This is a genomic window from Photorhabdus bodei, assembly GCF_003287735.1.
In the GTDB taxonomy this organism is placed as follows: domain Bacteria; phylum Pseudomonadota; class Gammaproteobacteria; order Enterobacterales; family Enterobacteriaceae; genus Photorhabdus; species Photorhabdus kayaii.
The window spans coordinates 55,213-73,084 of record NZ_NSCM01000017.1 but is presented as its reverse complement, the minus strand read 5'-3'; the positions used below and the strand labels follow the sequence as shown (position 1 = coordinate 73,084).

The following is a 17,872-nucleotide window of genomic DNA, read 5'->3' as shown; positions in this document are numbered from 1 at the left end:
CGAATGCACGAGCATTACCACCGTAGGTTTTAGCCAATACAGTAGTGATAGCAGCAGTCAGGGTAGTTTTACCGTGGTCAACGTGGCCGATAGTACCAACGTTAACGTGCGGTTTTGTACGTTCAAATTTTTCTTTAGACACGACTCTATTCCTTAATATCGCACCCTCATCATATTGGAGAGGGAGCTGAATCTAGATATTAAACCCGAAAAACTTATTTAGCTTTACGAGATTCGATAATAGCCTGAGCGACGTTGCTCGGCGCTTCATTGTACTTCAGGAACTCCATAGAGTAAGAAGCACGACCTTGGGTCTGAGAACGCAGGTCAGTAGCATAACCAAACATTTCAGATAATGGTACCTGAGCACGTACGATTTTACCGGTAGTCATATCTTCCATACCGTCAATCATACCACGGCGGCGGTTTAGGTCACCGATAACGTCACCCATGTAATCTTCTGGTGTTTCAACTTCAACTTTCATGATAGGCTCCAGCAGAGCTGGTTTCGCCTTCATAAAGCCTTCTTTGAAGCCCATAGAACCTGCGATTTTGAACGCCATTTCAGAAGAGTCCACTTCGTGGTAAGAGCCATCGAACAGTGCCACTTTAACGTCAACAATCGGGTAACCGGCCAGAACACCATTTTTCATTTGTTCCTGAATACCCTTATCTACCGCTGGGATATATTCTTTAGGAACAACACCACCAACGATTTCATTGGCGAATTCATAGCCTACGCCACCAGGTTCCATTGGTTCAATACGCAGCCATACGTGACCAAACTGACCACGACCACCAGACTGACGAACAAATTTACCTTCTTGCTCAACAGTAGAACGGATGGTTTCACGGTAAGCAACCTGAGGTTTACCGACGTTCGCTTCAACTTTGAACTCACGACGCATACGGTCAACCAGAACATCCAAGTGAAGCTCACCCATACCGGCGATAATAGTCTGACCAGATTCTTCATCGGTAGACACGCGGAATGATGGGTCTTCTTGAGCCAGACGACCTAAAGCGATACCCATTTTTTCCTGGTCAGCTTTAGTTTTTGGCTCAATAGCAACAGAAATGACTGGCTCTGGGAATTCCATACGCTCCAGGATAATTGGGGCGTTGATATCACACAGCGTATCACCGGTAGTCACATCCTTCAGGCCAATCGCAGCAGCGATGTCACCTGCGCGAACTTCTTTAATTTCTTCACGTTTATTAGCATGCATCTGAACGATACGGCCAAAACGCTCTTTTCTGTCTTTCACTGGGTTAAGAACGGTATCACCGGAATTAACCACACCAGAGTAGACACGGAAGAAGGTCAAGTTACCAACGAACGGGTCAGTAGCGATTTTAAACGCCAGTGCCGAAAATGGTTCGTTGTCGTCAGAGTGACGCTCTGCCGACGTATCTTTACCGTCTGGCAGAATACCTTTAATGGATTCAACATCCGTTGGTGCTGGCAGGTACTCAATAACTGCATCCAGCATTGCCTGAACACCTTTGTTCTTAAATGCAGAACCACAAGTAACCAGGATGATTTCGTTAGTCAGAACACGATGACGCAGACCAGCTTTGATCTCTTCTTCAGTCAGTTCTTCACCGCCAAGGTATTTTTCCATCAGCTCTTCTGATGCTTCCGCAGCGGCTTCAATCAAATTGCTACGCCATTCTTCCGCCAGATCCTGCATATCAGCTGGGATATCTTCGTAAGTGAAGGTGGTTCCCTGATCTTCATCGTTCCAGTTGATGGCTTTCATTTTCACCAAGTCAACAACACCGGTGAACGCATCTTCTGCACCAATGGCTAATTGCAGAGGTACTGGGTTTGCCGCCAAGCGAGTTTTGAGCTGCTCAACAACGCGTAAGAAATTCGCTCCCATACGGTCCATTTTGTTAACGAACGCGATACGTGGAACTCTATATTTATTTGCCTGACGCCATACGGTTTCGGACTGTGGCTGAACACCACCAACCGCACAATAAACCATGACCGCACCGTCAAGAACACGCATGGAACGTTCTACTTCGATGGTGAAGTCAACGTGCCCTGGGGTGTCGATGATGTTGATACGGTGCGCATCAAACTGCTTAGCCATACCTGACCAGAAAGCAGTTGTTGCTGCGGAGGTGATGGTAATACCACGCTCCTGCTCCTGTTCCATCCAGTCCATAGTAGCAGCGCCATCATGAACTTCACCGATCTTATGGTTTACACCAGTGTAGAACAGAATACGTTCGGTAGTGGTGGTCTTACCGGCGTCGATGTGTGCACTGATACCGATGTTACGGTAGCGTGCAATGGGTGTTGTACGAGCCATTTGATTCCTCTATTCCTAGGACGTTCAATGTAAATCTGGGTGGCAGAACAGCCACCCAGGGCATCATCACTACGATGAGATTACCAACGGTAGTGTGCGAACGCCTTGTTAGCTTCTGCCATACGGTGAACGTCTTCACGTTTCTTAACAGCAGTGCCTTTATTCTCGGCTGCATCAGATAATTCGTTCGCCAGGCGTAGGGCCATAGATTTATCACCGCGTTTACGAGCAGCTTCAACGATCCAACGCATTGCTAACGCATTGCGACGAACCGGACGAACTTCAACTGGAACCTGATAAGTAGAACCACCAACACGGCGGGACTTAACTTCCACGGTTGGACGCACATTATCCAATGCAAGTTCAAACGCTTCCAGGTGCTCTTTACCAGAGCGCTGAGCCAGGGTCTCAAGCGCACTATATACAATTGCTTCCGCAGTAGATTTTTTACCATCTACCATCAGGATATTGACGAATTTGGCCAGTAATTCAGATCCAAACTTTGGATCTGGCAGAATTTTACGCTGACCAATTACACGACGACGTGGCATGGAAATACTCCGTTTCGAATTCAGGGTTGTCCAAAACTCTATGAGTTTATTTTGACATTAAGGTAAATAATGTTTGGCCTTACTTAACGGAGTACCATTAAGCTTTTGGCTTCTTCACACCGTACTTAGAGCGACCTTGTTTACGGTCTTTAACACCGGAACAGTCCAGTGCACCGCGAACAGTGTGGTAACGCACACCTGGCAAGTCTTTAACACGACCGCCACGGATCAGAATTACGGAGTGTTCCTGCAAGTTGTGGCCTTCACCACCGATGTAAGAAGAAACTTCGTAACCGTTAGTCAAACGCACACGACATACTTTACGCAGTGCAGAGTTTGGTTTTTTAGGGGTGGTGGTATATACGCGAGTACATACTCCGCGCTTCTGTGGGCAAGCTTCCAGAGCAGGAACGTTGCTTTTTGCAACCTTCATGCTACGGGGTTTGCGCACCAGCTGGTTAATAGTTGCCATTATTAAAAAAACTCCTGGTTTTTTTGCTTCGTAAACACGGATTAAATCTCTTGTCTGCCCTAACGGCAAAACACGAGGACGCGGAATTTTATGGCTGACTCGCCAAAGTGTCAAGAAATATACAGCTTTTTCTCAACTACCAGGCGAATTGTTGATGGTGTTTTACCGTCAGGTTAACAAAGTCAGTATAGTCGATCACTTGCACTTTGTCTGAAACCTGATCGTCCAATCCCCGCGCCTCAATATCTTCTTTTAGCGCATACAATGTAGCACCACGACTGATCAACGCCGGCAGATAGCAATTACCCTCAATACCTGCCAGTACACCATCCTGAATAAATAAGATGTCATCACCACTGGCAAGCAGCTTGGATATCACATTGAAATCACATTGATATGGCGATCGGCCAACAGTATATAGCATCTCATTGTCCTTCCAATAGCTCAGAATGTCAGCACAACATCATAGTCAACCAGTTTCTCACGGATCGTTTCTGCGGGTATCACTTTCGCATCCAGAACAAAATGATTGACTGAGCTTAATCCACGCATAACAAGGTCTTCCTGGCACAAATAACATTCTTCAATATCGTACAAAGGCAACACCTTAAAAGTAGCGATATAGTTTCTGGAAAGAATTCTGTCAGGCTGCTGACCTGGTAATAGTTGAAACACACCGTCAGAAATAAAAAATACACCTATCTTTTCTGTTAATGCCGAAGTTGCCAGCAATGCATCTAGACCTTCTCTACCCCCTGCATCACCATGAGGCGCTTTAGTGAAGACAAAAGCGATTTTTTTCATTTTTGCCTCTCAGAATTGCACCACACGGTCGCAAGTTAGCATAGCGTCAGCCAGTGTTCCCAATCCGCTTAATTCAAACCCTTCAGCCAAGTTTGCTACCGGTAAATTCAACTCACTTGCCTGCTGAACATCAAGAACACCACGGCGAAGGGCAGCGGCAATACAAATGTGCATGCTAAACCGGTGCTCCGTTGCCATCATCTGCCATGCGCTAACCAAGTTAAACTCATCACTGGCTGGTGCGGTCAACTGATTGCCGTTATAAACCCCTTCCCGATAAAAAAATACAGTATTAAGTTTATGCCCCATCGAAATCAAAGCTTGCGCGAATTGGTAAGCACTGCTGGCTTGTTGGGTGCCATATGCAGGCCCCGTAACCAGCAGACAATAAGACAGCGAAGACATTACCGCTCAGGCCCTAAACATTCACCATTTTTAAACTGACGAATATAGAGATAAACAGTATGTTTAGAAATATTTAAACGCTCAGCAACCTGATTGATTGCGTCTTTAATATCAAAAATACCTTTCTCATAGAGATTCAGAACCACCTGTCTGTTCTTGGCATTATTGGATACACTGCGATCAATATTAACTTCTTCAATAGTATACTCCAGCGTTTGCGCAACCAAATCATCCACGGATGAGGCAAAATTTACATTTGGTGCGACATCATGTGTTTCCTCTGGAATAAATGTCTGAATAATTTCAGAGAAAGGGACATCAAGATTCATATTAATGCACAAAAGGCCGATCACTCGGCGATTCCGGTTGCGGATCGCAATCGTGACTGACTTCATCAATGAACCGCTTTTCGCTCGGGTAAAATAGGCTTTGGATGCACTACAATCTTCGTCTGTAATGTCATGTAACATACGCAGCGCAAGATCAGTGATAGGTGAACCTATTTTACGACCTGTATGTTCTCCGTTGGCTATTCTGACGGCTGAACATTTCAGATCTTCCAATGAATGAAGGACAATCTCACAATGCCCACCAATTAGCATAGCCAAGCCATCAACTGCGGCTTCATAAGACTTTAAAATTTCGTGGTCCGTTTCAGTAAACGGTTGGTTTTCCAGTAAATCGACATCACTGATATCACCAGATAATAACGGGTTAGACATTAAATACACCATCCTTCAATCGCAGACAACGTCTTGCTAAAAACACAACGTGATAAACCTATAAAAATTTCTTGTGAAAATTCAATTATTGCAGCTTAACAGAGATCCTAATCAAAGATCTTTGCATTCACATGAAATATTGACGTTAAAACCACATGACATCATCGTCAAGCCATTGCTACTCAGACATTTGGTCTCTATCACAGCTTTCAGTAACAAAAAACCGTTGACAGAATCTCCACCAACGGTTTTATCCGTATTCATCAAAGATATTTAGCGAATATACCCGTTATCTTTCAAGTTGCCTCTTTGTTGGCTGCACTCGCTCACCCCGATCACATAGTTAGCTATGCTCCCGGGGATTCTCTCCCTTGCCGTCACGATGCATCTTGAAATCCATGGGGTATAGCTTACTTAGCTTTGGTCTCCGCTTTAACATCCAGCAACTCAATATCAAATACTAGTGTCGAATTTGCAGGAATACCTGGCAGATCCGCTTTACCATAGGCCAGCTCTGGTGGAATAACCAGTTTAATTTTTCCACCTTTTTTCACATTCTGTAAACCTTCTGTCCAACCTGGGATAACGCTATCCAGGCGAATAGAAAGGGGTTCATTACGTTTATAGGAGCTATCGAACTCTTTACCGTCAATCAATGTCCCCCGGTAGTTCACAACTACCGTGTCGCTTGCCACAGGCTTCTTACCGCGGCCTTCCTTCTCTATTTTATATAAAAGGCCAGTTTTACTCTTAATGACCCCCTTTTCCTTAGCAAATTCTTCACGATATTTAACACCTTTAGCTTCATTCTCTCTGGCTTCTTTTTCCATCTTAGCTTCAGCGGCAGATTTCACTTTACCTTCAAATGCACGCAGCGTATTTTCAATTTCGCTGTCAGTCAGTTTGCTCTTGTTATTAAAAGCATCCTGCACACCCGATAACAATTGATCTTTATCCAATGGGATACCCAGAGATTTCTGTTCTTTCAGGGTGTTTTGCATATAACGCCCTAAAGATGCGCCCAGAGCATAAGCATTTTGCTGATCTTCTGTTTTAAATGCGCTGTTCAATTCTGTGCTACTCTGACTATCTGCTTTAGCCGCCAGCACCTGAGGGGCACTGAAAGCCATCGCTAATGTGGTAGCAAGCAGGGTAATTTTAAACAATGATTTCATCTGTTTCTCCAATAGCTTTGGGGGATTTTACCGTCAGCAAAAGTTATGCAACCAAGTCACTATAACCGTCTACAGGAGCACAATACAATATTTGCCGTTTTTTAGTGCCCCAAGCTTATTAGGACAACATGAATGACAAGAGGTTTCATAACAACCGCATTTCACAGAATATTCTGGGCATAGTAGGCTACTCTTAATTAATATGAGGCATCTAACACGGGCAATACAGGACCTGAAACGGGAGAAAATCATGGATCTATCAGAATTTGAGCAACGGCTTGAGCGTTTGGAAAGTCGAATTGTCTTTCAAGAAAGAACTATCGAAGAATTAAATCAGGTAGTGACTGAACAGCAAATGGAGATCACTAAATTAAGAGATCATTTGCGGTTGATGACAGAACGATTGAAAGCCACTCAACCCTCAATGATCGCTTCACAATCTGAGGAAACACCTCCTCCTCATTACTAGGAAAGGCATTAAACTACAATAAATTAGGGCAAGCGCTGAAACCAACTATCCCAAACTTGCCCCGCTTTTTTTAAATATTAAAAGTCCACTATCCGCTTTAGCTTATCAGTGGCAACCGCCACCACCGCAGCATCCGTGTCCTTCATTATGGTGATGATGACCGTCGTCATCGCCGTGACCACCGCAGCACCCTTCACCATGTTCGTGACCATGAGCACCATGAACATGACCATGAGCCAGTTCTTCTTCAGTCGCTTCACGGATGGCAATAACTTCAACATTGAATTTTAGATTCTGACCAGCCAGCATATGGTTACCATCAACCACAACATGCTCATCTTCAACTGCTGTAATTTCTACGGGTACTGGCCCCATATCGGTATCAGCCAGGAAACGCATGCCAATTTCCAGTTCATCAACACCAACAAAGACATCTTTTGGTACACGCTGAACCAAATTGTCATCATACTGACCATAGGCATCATCAGCCTGTACGCTGACATCAAAACTCTCACCCGCCTCACGGCCTTCTAGCGCCTTTTCCAAACCGCTAATCAATGAACCACGGCCATGCAGATAGTCCAACGGCGCACTCGCCGGTGACTCATCAACTAAAACACCATCTTCTGTTCTTACTTGATAAGCCAAGCTGACTACCAAATCTTTTGCTACTTTCATGACATCTCCTACCCGTGGGTCTAAAAATTTTTACCGATTGTAGCGGAATTTTCAGTCTCTGTACTCACTCGCGCTAATATTCACATAATTATTGTGGGGTAAAAATACCAATAACCTGCTCCTGCTTTCTGACATGAGAGGTCACTTTCTCATCAGTCTGGCGTTGTTGGTGACCACAATGGACACATTCCACCACATCCACCTGATCTTCTTGCCACATTGCCAGCGTGTCCTGAGAGTGACATTCTGGGCAGACAGCACCGGCAATAAATCTCTTACGGCTTACTGACATGATTTGCTCCGCTATTATTCATGTATTCATGCTCATTCCAACCATCCGGTTGGCGACGTTCATTCAGCATTTCCCGTTCGAATAGCTCTTCCAGTTCCCGTCGCGCCTCTTTTATACGAGATATGTGAGCCACATCACCCTGTAGCTGCGGCATAAGTTCTCTTAGCATCCGCATATCTAACCGCTGGAAATGTTGTTTTGCTCGATTAGCTTTATGCGGATGCATTCCCAATTCGACTAAGGTTTTACGCCCCAGATCCAGGGCACTGGAGAAAGTTTCACGGGTGAAATTTTCTATTCCATTTTGTAGCAGTTCATGCGCTTCCAGGCGTCCTCTGGCTCGCGCCATAATATGCAGATTAGGGAAATGTTTCTGGCATAAATGAACGATCATCATGGTATCTTCCGGCTCATTACAGGTGATGACTATCGCTTTGGCTTTCTCCGCGCCTGCCGAACGTAGCAGCTCCAATTCAGCCGCATCACCATAATAAACTTTATAGCCATAACGCCGCATAGTACTCACAGCACTGACATCGCGTTCCAACACCGTTATACGGATTTTATTCACCATTAGAAGACGACCGATTACCTGTCCGAACCGGCCAAAACCCACTAAAATCACCTGCGGATCATCATTTTCTACAAAGGGCTGTTCATCTGTCTCATCTTTGGCATTATAACGGCGTGCCAGAATAGCATCTATCAATTGCATGACAAGCGGCGTTGTCATCATCGATATCGTCACCACGACCAGCAACAAAGCCATCTGCCCACTATTGAGCACATTCTGGCTCAGTGCAGCAGAAAACAGAACAAAGGCGAATTCTCCCCCCTGGCTGAGTACGCCAGAAAATTGCAAGCAGGATGCCCCCCGTAAACCAGCACTCATTGCGATAAGATATAGAACAATGCCTTTCACAATCACCAAAGCCAGCACACCAAGTAGTACTTCGGACAGATGTATCAGTAATACCCCTAGATTCAGAGACATACCGACCGAAATAAAAAACAACCCCAACAGCAATCCTTTGAACGGTTCTATGGAGATTTCCAGTTCATGGCGGTATTCACTATCTGCCAGTAATACTCCGGCGATAAAGGTTCCGAGCGCCATAGAAAAACCGAGCGCTTCCATAAATAGCGCTGAGCTGAGTACCACCAGTAACGCCGCCGCAGTAAATAACTCACGTACTCCAGCTCTGACGACCAAACGAAACAGCGGACGTAACAGATAACGGCCACCGAGCAACATGCCAGCAAAAGCAGCAATTTTTAACGCTATTCGATACCAGTCACCGGAGGCTGTTCCACCTGCCAACAACGGAATCAATGCCAAAGCCGGGATCACCGCCATATCTTGAAATAGCAAAACCGAGAAACCAAGCTGCCCGCCTTCATTGCGGTTCATGCCCTTCTCTTTCATGAGTTGCAGGGCCATTGCCGTTGAGGACATCGCCATACCGATACCACCAATAACCGCCGCTTGCCATGAAAAATCGGTCAGATATAACAACACAGCCAGCACACTCGCCGTGAAAATAACCTGAGCCGCACCGACACCAAAAATAGATCGTCTGAGTTGCCAGAGTTTAGCGGGGTTAAGTTCAAGACCGATGATAAACATCAGAAAAACAATCCCTAACTCCGAGAAATGAAGAATATCATCAACATCCCTGATAAAACTCAACCCCCACGGGCCCAAGACAATCCCTGCCAACAAATAACCCAATACTGCCCCAATCTTGCATTTCTGTGCGAGTGGCACTGCTACAACGGCAGCAAATAAAAACAATACACCGGCGCTCAATTGCGCTGAATGCTCCATAACTTATAGCCCTCCTAATGATAATGGCGATTTGAGCCACTCACGATAAGCATTAGCATGGATGGCAAGAAGCTCAGGTTTTCGACGGCGTGCCCAATAAATAATAATGGGTGATAACCAATGCATACGGCACATCGCCGCGGTGAGTTCAAAAGGACGAAGGATCTCTTCCATTGAATAGAGATTATACCCATCAGCCTGGAAAGTGCCTTCCGGCTCCCCAGTAGTAATCACTGAACGCCAATATTTTCCCTGTAATGCCAACCCGGTAATACCACTGGCAAACCCCCGAGTCAGCACACGATCCATCCACTCCTTTAATAAAGCTGGACAACTGTAGGTATACAGTGGGTGTTGAAAGACAATCACCTGATGCTCTCGAAGTAGCTGTTGCTCATGATGAACATCAATAAAAAAATCTGGATAAGCTCCATATAAGTCGTGGACCGTAACATGCTCTAAACCCTGCACAGGTTGTAACAAAACACGATTTGCTACTGAATCCTGTGGCTCAGGATGGGCATACAGCAGCAGGACTTTAGGCGGCTGTAACATCGTTCCCTCCTCAAGAACGTGTCAGGACACGTATTTTCCGTTACCATGCATACGAAAGTTATAAAATAAGACGCTTACTATCTGTTATTACTAATTTAACATATTCTATACAAACGATACTTATGATTGTTTTCTCTTCATTACAAATTCGTCGCGGAACTCGTGTTCTGCTGGACAATGCCAGCGCCACTATCAATCCCGGGCAGAAAGTGGGTCTGGTAGGGAAAAATGGCTGTGGTAAATCTACCCTACTTGCACTATTAAAAAATGAGCTTCAGGCTGAAACAGGCACATTCACTTTTCCCAGTAACTGGGCACTTTCCTGGGTGAATCAGGAAACGCCGGCACTGGAAATACCCGCTCTGGAATATGTCATTGATGGTGATCGTGAATTCCGTCAACTGGAACAACAACTGCGGATAGCCAATGAAAAAAATGACGGTAATCTGATTGCTCATCTGCATGGTCAATTAGACACGATTCAAGCCTGGACGATCCGTTCAAGAGCATCAAGTCTACTGCACGGTTTAGGTTTCTCTCAAGAGCAACTTGATCAACCTGTACGTGCATTTTCCGGTGGATGGCGCATGCGCCTCAATCTGGCTCAGGCACTACTCTGCCGTTCTGATTTGCTGTTGCTTGATGAACCCACTAACCATCTTGATCTGGATGCGGTTATCTGGTTGGAAAAATGGCTGAAAAGCTACCCTGGAACATTAATCCTTATCTCCCATGATCGGGATTTTCTCGACCCGATTGCCGATAAGATCCTCCATATAGAACAACAATCTCTGTTTGAGTACAGCGGCAACTACTCATCTTTCGAGCGCCAGCGCGCTACCAAACTGGCGCAACAACAGGCCCTTTATAAAAGTCAGCAAGAGAAAGTTGCCCATCTGCAAAGTTATATTGACCGTTTCCGTGCCAAGGCCAGCAAAGCCAAACAAGCTCAGAGCCGTATCAAGATGCTGGAGCGGATGGAATTAATCGCTCCTGCCCATGTTGATAACCCATTTCATTTCAGTTTCCGTAAACCGGAAAGTCTGCCAAACCCACTCCTGAAAATGGAAAAAGTAAGCGCAGGCTACGGCGAACGGACCGTTTTAAATTCCATCAAACTGAATCTGGTTCCCGGCTCCCGCATTGGCCTGCTTGGCCGTAATGGCGCGGGTAAGTCCACGTTGATTAAACTATTGGCTGGCGAACTGCAATCTCAGAGTGGAACCGTAGAATTAGCTAAAGGGATCAAACTGGGGTATTTCGCCCAACATCAACTGGAATATTTACGTGCTGATGAATCACCATTACAGCATTTAGTCCGCATTGCGCCACAAGAAACAGAACAGCAACTTAGAGATTATCTGGGCGGCTTTGGTTTCAAAGGCGATCAAGTGACTGACCCAAGTGGGCGTTTTTCCGGGGGAGAAAAAGCACGTTTAGTTTTGGCATTAATGGTCTGGCAACGCCCTAACCTCCTGTTACTTGATGAACCAACGAACCACCTCGACCTGGATATGCGTCAGGCACTGACAGAAGCTTTGATCGACTTTGACGGTGCATTGGTTGTGGTTTCTCACGACCGACATCTATTACGTTCAACAACAGATGAGTTGTATCTGGTTCATGATGGCCGGGTAGAATCATTCAACGGCGATTTGGAAGATTATCAACAATGGCTGATAGATCAACAACGTCAACAAAATCAGCAAATACGTGAAAACAACGATAAGGAAAAAGAGACATCCAACCAAAGTGCTCAGGAAAGAAAAGATCAAAAACGGCGTCAAGCTGACTTCCGTAACCAAACGCAGCCATTGCGTAAGCAACTGACCAATCTTGAAAAACAGATGGAGAAACTGGGTGGCGAATTGGTTGTACTAGAAAATCAACTTTTAGACAGCGCTATCTATGATAGCAGCCGTAAAGTCGAATTAACTGAATATCTGCAAAAACAAAATCAGACCAAATCAAAACTGGAAGAAATTGAATTAGCATGGATGGACATTCAGGAACAACTTGAAAAAATAACGCAAAAGTTTGAAGGATAAATGATTTTACAAATTATCATTCAATAAAAAATAAAGCGGAAAAAAATAATCCGCTTTATTTTTCGATAAATGAATCTGTCATTGAGTAAAAAACTCAAGATGATTTCAATCAATCCTTGGATATCAGTTAAAATTCATCTTTTTATTTAATAACGTAACATATTAACTCCTAAATAAATTATAATAAATAAAAAAATCAGTATCCTATGATATTCATAATTATCATTACCTAATGAAAAATCCTCATTAGCGCAACATTAATGAGGATTTCTTATCATCAGATGATATTTTTTGTTGTAAAAGAAATAATTTATCATATCACAACACATTTTATAAAAAGAAGGTATTAACTGAGTCCTTTTGAAGGAATTTCCCATATATTGGAGAACCGTTTTACATTGCTTGCTGTGTAAATAACAGTATGAGATATATTGCGGTGACCGAGATAATCCTGAATAAGGCGTGTATCTCTTCCCAAATCAGCAAGAGCATAGCCGCAGGCATGTCTTAACATATGTGGATGAGGTGAAATATCGACTAATGCTTGTCTGCCATAATGTTTTAACAAACTATAAACCTGATAGCGTGAAATCGCACCTGATTTTTGTGATAAAAAAACCCACGATGTGTCTGATTCTCTCCAGCTCTTACGGATATTAATCCATTGGTTTAACGCATTAAGTTCTTCAGGCACCAATGGATGTGTTGTTGATAGTCCCCCTTTTAATCGCCTTACGTAAATAATTCCCGAGCTAAGATCAAGATCGGATAGTGTCAGATGACATAGCTCACTGACTCTAAACCCATGAATAAAACACATGAGTAGCATGCAATAATCCCGCTCAGCATGACGCCCCTGACGTGCTTTTTCTAAAATCGCATCAATTTCATATCTGGTTAAGAACTTACGCTTCTTCATGAAAATAGTTCCTGTGAGATTTGGGCATATAGTTACTGATAGAGAATACTAATCTAAATAACTATATCAATTAATAGAGATTTTATGGAATTATTGATCTAAAATTTCATTTATTTATCATAAGAAAGAAATAAATTTTTTTATATATAAATATAAAATCACATATATCATTGAACAGTGATTTTTTGACAGAAAATATCAGGATGTAGAATTTTTATTAAAAATTAAGAAACTATTTTACAACAAAAAACTAAACAGAATGCACCAAACTGTTAATAGTTTTACACAAAACTATCACCTAAGTCAACTTTTGTACCTCTCCAGACTAACAACATTTAACCATTTGTAATATATAGTTTTTTTAATATCTTTTTATTACTTTTAATATTTTATCAATATTATTTTGTAAAAAATCAGTTGGTTTGTTTGAACTTAATTAGATATCAATCAATTAGAAAGTTTATAAGTTTAAATTAATGTCTTTTTTTGGATATTAATTCAAAAATATTATCTATTTTAGTATTTATAACTAAACAAAACAGTTTGGTGCATTTTGTTTGGTTTTAAAAAATGTTGATATGAGATTTTAAGACCCCTTTTGCATTGGATATCTGGTGTAGGACCTGAAGTTCCACACTGCTACTTTTGTATGGTTTTATCCTTAAGTTAAGGAATTAATTCACATGAAATTGAATACATTAGTTATGGTTCTCGGATTGGGTGTAGCCCTAACAGCAGGTTCTGTCAATGCGCAGACCAAGCCGCCCGCCAGTACTAAAAATACTAACCAAGGCCAAGGAAAAGTGACTTTTGAAGGTTCTATTATTGATGCGCCTTGTTCCATCCACCCCGGTGATGACGATCAGACTGTGAAGCTTGGGCAGATTTCCAACAAAGCACTGGCAGGAGGTGGTAAGTCCACGCCGGTTCCTTTTAATATCCGTTTACTAGACTGTGATGCTAACGGCTTGGAAAAGAAGATTGTAACGGCGACTTTCTCTGGGACACCATCTTCTGTGAATAAGGACCTACTGGCAATTGTTGGTTCGGCCTCTGGTGCGGCTATTGGTATCACCAACGATAACGCCAAACTTATCAAACTGGGACAACAGAGTTCACCCACAATCATCACCGATGGTTCCGATTCGACCATGCACTTCGCTGCTTTCTTACAAGGTGACGGGGCTTCTGCGACTATCGTTCCTGGTGATTTCAGCGCTGTGGCTAACTTCACTCTGGCTTACCAATAAAGGTGGTGAAAGAAGCCTTTCTGTGCGTTGGAAAGTCTATCTGTTTCTCTTTCCCGCTGTGGCCTAGCCTTCAGGCTGACAGGGGAAACAGCGGGAAAGAGGGGTCCCTACAAGATTAGGGAAATGAATTTGCTGGTAAACCAAATTTTGGAGAGCGAGATGACTCTTCTTAGCCGTCCAACCTGTTCTAAGATGTTGCCTTCCCTGCTGACGTTGTTAGTGCTAACCAGTCTGATATTGTCATTTATGGCAACCGCTATCAACCAAGAGCATGGCCGCGTCAACATGCAAGGCTCCATCATTGATACACCCTGTACAATTGCTTTGGGCAATCAAGATCAGACCATCGACATATCATCTATTTTGGTCGGACAAATTATCCGCAGTGGTCACGGGCCGGTACGGCTTTTAAGTATACAGTTGATTAATTGTCTGTTGACTCCCGTATTACTGAATCGCCTGAGTAGGTCACACTTTCGAGTGACTTTTGATGGTGCTGCTGCTCGTAACGACTTGTTTAGCATGAATGGTGAGGCGAGTGGTGTGGGATTACAGATATCGGACAGTACAGGAGCGATAGTTGTGCCAGGCAAACCCATGCTTGTAGAGGATCTGCAAATAGGCTCAATGCGGCTGGATTATACTTTACGTCTGATAACAGCTCACCAAGTGTTACGCGCCGAGGCCCTCCACACCATGATACGTTTCAAACTGGATTATTTCTGATGAAAGGACCCATGCCATCGCTACTTTGTGGAGCGAGGGATAGCTCGGTGGCACTGTGTATCTTGTTGGCTCTTTGTGGCATGCAGGTGGTCAAGGCTGCCGATAGGGTGGAATTCAACACGGATGTTCTTGATGTCAAGGATCGGGCGCGTATTGACTTAAGTCAGTTTTCCCAGGCTGGCTACATTATGCAAGGTAGCTACCAGATGGTATTACGCTTGAATAAAAACGAATTGCCCGAGCAGACGGTACAGTTCATTGCTCCTGATCATGATCCGAAAGGCAGTGAAGCGTGCCTGACGCTGAAGATGGTTGATCAACTGGGACTTAAAGCGGATGCAATCCGTCAGCTTACTTGGTGGCATAACGGCCAATGCCTAGAAATAGCTTCTCTGAAAGGTATGGAAGTTCGAGGTGACTTGGGCGCTGGGGCACTATACATCAGCATGCCGCAGGCTTACTTAGAATATACCGTGGAAAACTGGGATCCGCCGTCACGTTGGGATAATGGGATCTCCGGTATGTTATTTGACTACAGCGTCAATGCACAAGTGACAAATCAGTCAGGTGCAAGCAACCAAGCGCAATCTTTGAGCGGTAACGGAACAGTTGGGGCCAACTTGGGAGCTTGGCGTCTGCGGGCCGATTGGCAGGTGCAGTACAGCCATACTACGGGACAGGTAGGAAGCGCCCAGCAAAGCTGGGAGTGGAGCCGCTACTACGCCTACCGTGCAATAGCCGCTCTGCGTGCCAAGCTGACGTTGGCGGAAGACTACCTCAACTCTGGGATGTTTGACAGTTTCCGTTACATCGGAGCCAGTCTGATATCGGACGACAACATGCTGCCACCGAACCTGCGTGGTTATGCGCCGGAAGTGACTGGAGTGGCGAAAACCAATGCCAAGGTGACCATCAGTCAGCAAGGGCGTGTGATTTATGAAACTCAGGTGGCAGCAGGTCCTTTCAGTATTCAGGATCTGAATACTGCGGTGAATGGCAAGCTGGATGTGAAGGTACAGGAGCAGGATGGCAGCGTACAGACCTTCCAGGTGAATACCGCTAATGTACCTTATCTGACACGTCCAGGTATGGTTCGTTACAAGATTGCCGCCGGTAAACCATCAGACATTAAGCATCGCAGTAAAGGACCGGGCTTTGCAACTGGAGAATTCTCTTGGGGGGTGAACAACGGTTGGTCGCTGTACGGAGGAGCTTTGCTGGCCAGGGGCTATAATGCTCTGGCTATCGGTATCGGCCGTGACTTGCTCGCGTTTGGTGCATTGTCATTTGATGTGACGCAGTCGCGAGCTCAGTTTCTGCATGATGACACCAAACAAGGAGGCTCGTATCGGGTTAGCTATTCTAAACGCTTTGATGAATACGATAGCCAGATAACATTTGCAGGTTACCGTTTCTCAGAACGTAATTTCATGAGCATGTCGCAGTATTTAGAGGCGCGTTATTACGGTGTCAATAATGGAAGAGGTAAAGAGTTCTATACCATTACGTTTAACAAACAGTTTAAGGAAATGGGGCTTAGTGTTTATCTGAACTACGGCCATCAGACCTACTGGGACCGTCCGAACAACGATACTTATAACCTGTCACTATCGCGTTATTTCGACATCGGACGCTTTAAAAACATTAGCCTGAGCCTAACGGCATATCGGACTCAGTACAACGACACTAATGATGACGGTTTGTATCTGAGTATGGCTGTACCGTGGGGTGAAAATAGCACAATAACCTATGACGGTCAGCTTAGCCGTAATAGTAGTAATACTGTGGGCTACTATGACCGTATCGATGACAACAATGCATATCGGATTAATGTCGGTAACGGTCAGGGTGGGCGTAGTATTGGCAGTGGTTACTTCACCCACGAGGGGGATATAGCTAAGTTGACAGCGAATGCCAATTTCCGTGGAAGTGAATATAGCGCTATGGGGCTGTCACTTCAGGGAGGAATGACGGCAACGGCAGATGGCGCTGCGCTACACCGTATCAACATGATAGGGGGAACACGCATGATGATCGACGCTGATGGGATTGGTGGTGTACCAATACGCGGTTATGGCAGTGTGACCCATACCAACATTTTTGGTAAAGCGGTGGTGAGTGATATCAACAGTTACTACCGCAGCAGCGTTAATGTGGACGTGAACCAACTGGCGGATAACGTGGATGCAACTCGCTCGGTGGTACAAGGCACGCTAACGGAAGGCGCTATTGGTTATCGCAAGTTTGGGATGATCGCCGGCGAGAAGGCGATGGCCATTATTAAGTTGACAGACGGTACGGCTCCTCCATTCGGCGCTATCGTGATGAACGAACGTGAAATGCAAACTGGCATCGTGAATGATGAAGGAAGTGTGTGGTTAACCGGCATTAATCCAGGCGAGAACATGAGTGTGCATTGGGATGGTCGTATACAGTGTCTCATCACATTACCGCAATCTCTTCTAGCCAACTTGATGAATAATCTGTTGTTACCTTGTCGGCGTGTTAAAGGGAATGATGGTAGTGACGCTGTAGAGACAGTTGTTACACCAGCCAACACAGGTAACGTAGCGAGGATCGGCGGCGAAAATGGCAGGTGAGTTAAGACAAACTGGATGGGTAATTCAGGTGTGGAGAATCAGGTGTGGAGAACC

19 protein-coding genes are annotated in these 17,872 nt (G+C 44.6%); 5 read left to right on the top strand and 14 right to left on the bottom strand.

All coding sequences use genetic code 11. From position 1 onward, the window contains the following. From CKY02_RS12135 to fkpA, 9 genes are all read right to left on the bottom strand, one after another. A partial coding sequence (locus tag CKY02_RS12135; protein ID WP_072161945.1) for a GTP-binding protein occupies positions 1-142 on the bottom strand: 142 nt, incomplete at its 3' end. 73 nt (positions 143-215) lie between these two features. Next, positions 216-2,324, bottom strand: a complete 2,109-nt coding sequence (gene fusA / locus CKY02_RS12130) for an elongation factor G (protein WP_112895473.1) — start codon at positions 2,322-2,324, stop codon at positions 216-218. A gap of 80 nt (positions 2,325-2,404) precedes the next feature. After that, positions 2,405-2,875: a 30S ribosomal protein S7 gene (rpsG, locus tag CKY02_RS12125; RefSeq protein WP_011144816.1), complete on the bottom strand. Its 471-nt coding sequence runs from the start codon at positions 2,873-2,875 to the stop codon at positions 2,405-2,407. Between the two features lie 97 nt (positions 2,876-2,972). Continuing rightward, positions 2,973-3,347, bottom strand: a complete 375-nt coding sequence (gene rpsL, locus CKY02_RS12120) for a 30S ribosomal protein S12 (RefSeq protein WP_011144815.1) — start codon at positions 3,345-3,347, stop codon at positions 2,973-2,975. Positions 3,348-3,483: 136 nt separating this feature from the next. After that, on the bottom strand, positions 3,484-3,771 hold the full coding sequence (tusB, locus tag CKY02_RS12115; RefSeq protein ID WP_112879357.1) for a sulfurtransferase complex subunit TusB: 288 nt from the start codon (positions 3,769-3,771) through the stop codon (positions 3,484-3,486). A gap of 20 nt (positions 3,772-3,791) precedes the next feature. Next, positions 3,792-4,151, bottom strand: coding sequence for a sulfurtransferase complex subunit TusC (gene tusC, locus CKY02_RS12110; protein ID WP_112895472.1), 360 nt, complete (start codon positions 4,149-4,151; stop codon positions 3,792-3,794). A gap of 9 nt (positions 4,152-4,160) precedes the next feature. After that, positions 4,161-4,556 carry a sulfurtransferase complex subunit TusD gene (gene tusD, locus CKY02_RS12105; protein ID WP_112895471.1) on the bottom strand — a complete coding sequence of 132 codons (396 nt, stop codon included), beginning with the start codon at positions 4,554-4,556 and terminating at the stop codon, positions 4,161-4,163. After that, entirely contained in the window at positions 4,556-5,278 is a 723-nt protein-coding gene (locus tag CKY02_RS12100; RefSeq protein WP_036779966.1) for a helix-turn-helix transcriptional regulator, read from the bottom strand. Before CKY02_RS12100 ends, tusD begins: the two co-directional genes overlap by 1 nt. Before the next feature lie 410 nt (positions 5,279-5,688). Continuing rightward, a complete protein-coding gene (gene fkpA, locus CKY02_RS12095; RefSeq protein WP_112895470.1) occupies positions 5,689-6,453 on the bottom strand; it encodes an FKBP-type peptidyl-prolyl cis-trans isomerase in 765 nt (254 codons plus the stop codon). A gap of 250 nt (positions 6,454-6,703) precedes the next feature. Between fkpA and CKY02_RS12090 the strand changes: the two genes are divergently transcribed. Beyond that, complete coding sequence (locus tag CKY02_RS12090) at positions 6,704-6,922, top strand: protein SlyX (protein WP_112879352.1); 219 nt, start codon at positions 6,704-6,706, stop codon at positions 6,920-6,922. Between the two features lie 105 nt (positions 6,923-7,027). On the opposite strand, the gene slyD is transcribed toward CKY02_RS12090, so the two are convergent. From slyD to kefG, 4 genes are all read right to left on the bottom strand, one after another. Then, the gene (gene slyD / locus CKY02_RS12085; RefSeq protein WP_112895469.1) at positions 7,028-7,600 is read right to left on the bottom strand and encodes a peptidylprolyl isomerase; all 573 of its coding nucleotides are present in this window, start codon (positions 7,598-7,600) and stop codon (positions 7,028-7,030) included. 88 nt (positions 7,601-7,688) lie between these two features. Beyond that, positions 7,689-7,892 carry a YheV family putative zinc ribbon protein gene (locus tag CKY02_RS12080; RefSeq protein ID WP_036813523.1) on the bottom strand — a complete coding sequence of 68 codons (204 nt, stop codon included), beginning with the start codon at positions 7,890-7,892 and terminating at the stop codon, positions 7,689-7,691. Next, the gene (gene kefB / locus CKY02_RS12075) at positions 7,876-9,720 is read right to left on the bottom strand and encodes a glutathione-regulated potassium-efflux system protein KefB (protein ID WP_112895468.1); all 1,845 of its coding nucleotides are present in this window, start codon (positions 9,718-9,720) and stop codon (positions 7,876-7,878) included. Before kefB ends, CKY02_RS12080 begins: the two co-directional genes overlap by 17 nt. A 3-nt stretch (positions 9,721-9,723) precedes the next feature. After that, positions 9,724-10,275 carry a glutathione-regulated potassium-efflux system ancillary protein KefG gene (gene kefG, locus CKY02_RS12070; protein WP_112879349.1) on the bottom strand — a complete coding sequence of 184 codons (552 nt, stop codon included), beginning with the start codon at positions 10,273-10,275 and terminating at the stop codon, positions 9,724-9,726. Positions 10,276-10,397: 122 nt separating this feature from the next. On the opposite strand from kefG, the gene CKY02_RS12065 reads away from it, so the two are divergent. Further along, entirely contained in the window at positions 10,398-12,323 is a 1,926-nt protein-coding gene (locus tag CKY02_RS12065) for an ABC transporter ATP-binding protein (RefSeq protein WP_112895467.1), read from the top strand. Between the two features lie 346 nt (positions 12,324-12,669). On the opposite strand, the gene CKY02_RS12060 is transcribed toward CKY02_RS12065, so the two are convergent. Next, positions 12,670-13,242: a tyrosine-type DNA invertase gene (locus CKY02_RS12060; protein ID WP_112895466.1), complete on the bottom strand. Its 573-nt coding sequence runs from the start codon at positions 13,240-13,242 to the stop codon at positions 12,670-12,672. Between the two features lie 683 nt (positions 13,243-13,925). On the opposite strand from CKY02_RS12060, the gene CKY02_RS12055 reads away from it, so the two are divergent. From CKY02_RS12055 to CKY02_RS12045, 3 genes are all read left to right on the top strand, one after another. Further along, the gene (locus CKY02_RS12055; RefSeq protein WP_112895465.1) at positions 13,926-14,492 is read left to right on the top strand and encodes a fimbrial protein; all 567 of its coding nucleotides are present in this window, start codon (positions 13,926-13,928) and stop codon (positions 14,490-14,492) included. Positions 14,493-14,651: 159 nt separating this feature from the next. Next, positions 14,652-15,218 carry a fimbrial protein gene (locus CKY02_RS12050; protein WP_112895464.1) on the top strand — a complete coding sequence of 189 codons (567 nt, stop codon included), beginning with the start codon at positions 14,652-14,654 and terminating at the stop codon, positions 15,216-15,218. Next, on the top strand, positions 15,218-17,818 hold the full coding sequence (locus CKY02_RS12045) for an outer membrane usher protein (RefSeq protein ID WP_238399230.1): 2,601 nt from the start codon (positions 15,218-15,220) through the stop codon (positions 17,816-17,818). The genes CKY02_RS12050 and CKY02_RS12045 overlap by 1 nt, the downstream gene beginning before the upstream one ends. The last annotated feature ends 54 nt before the right edge of the window (positions 17,819-17,872 follow it).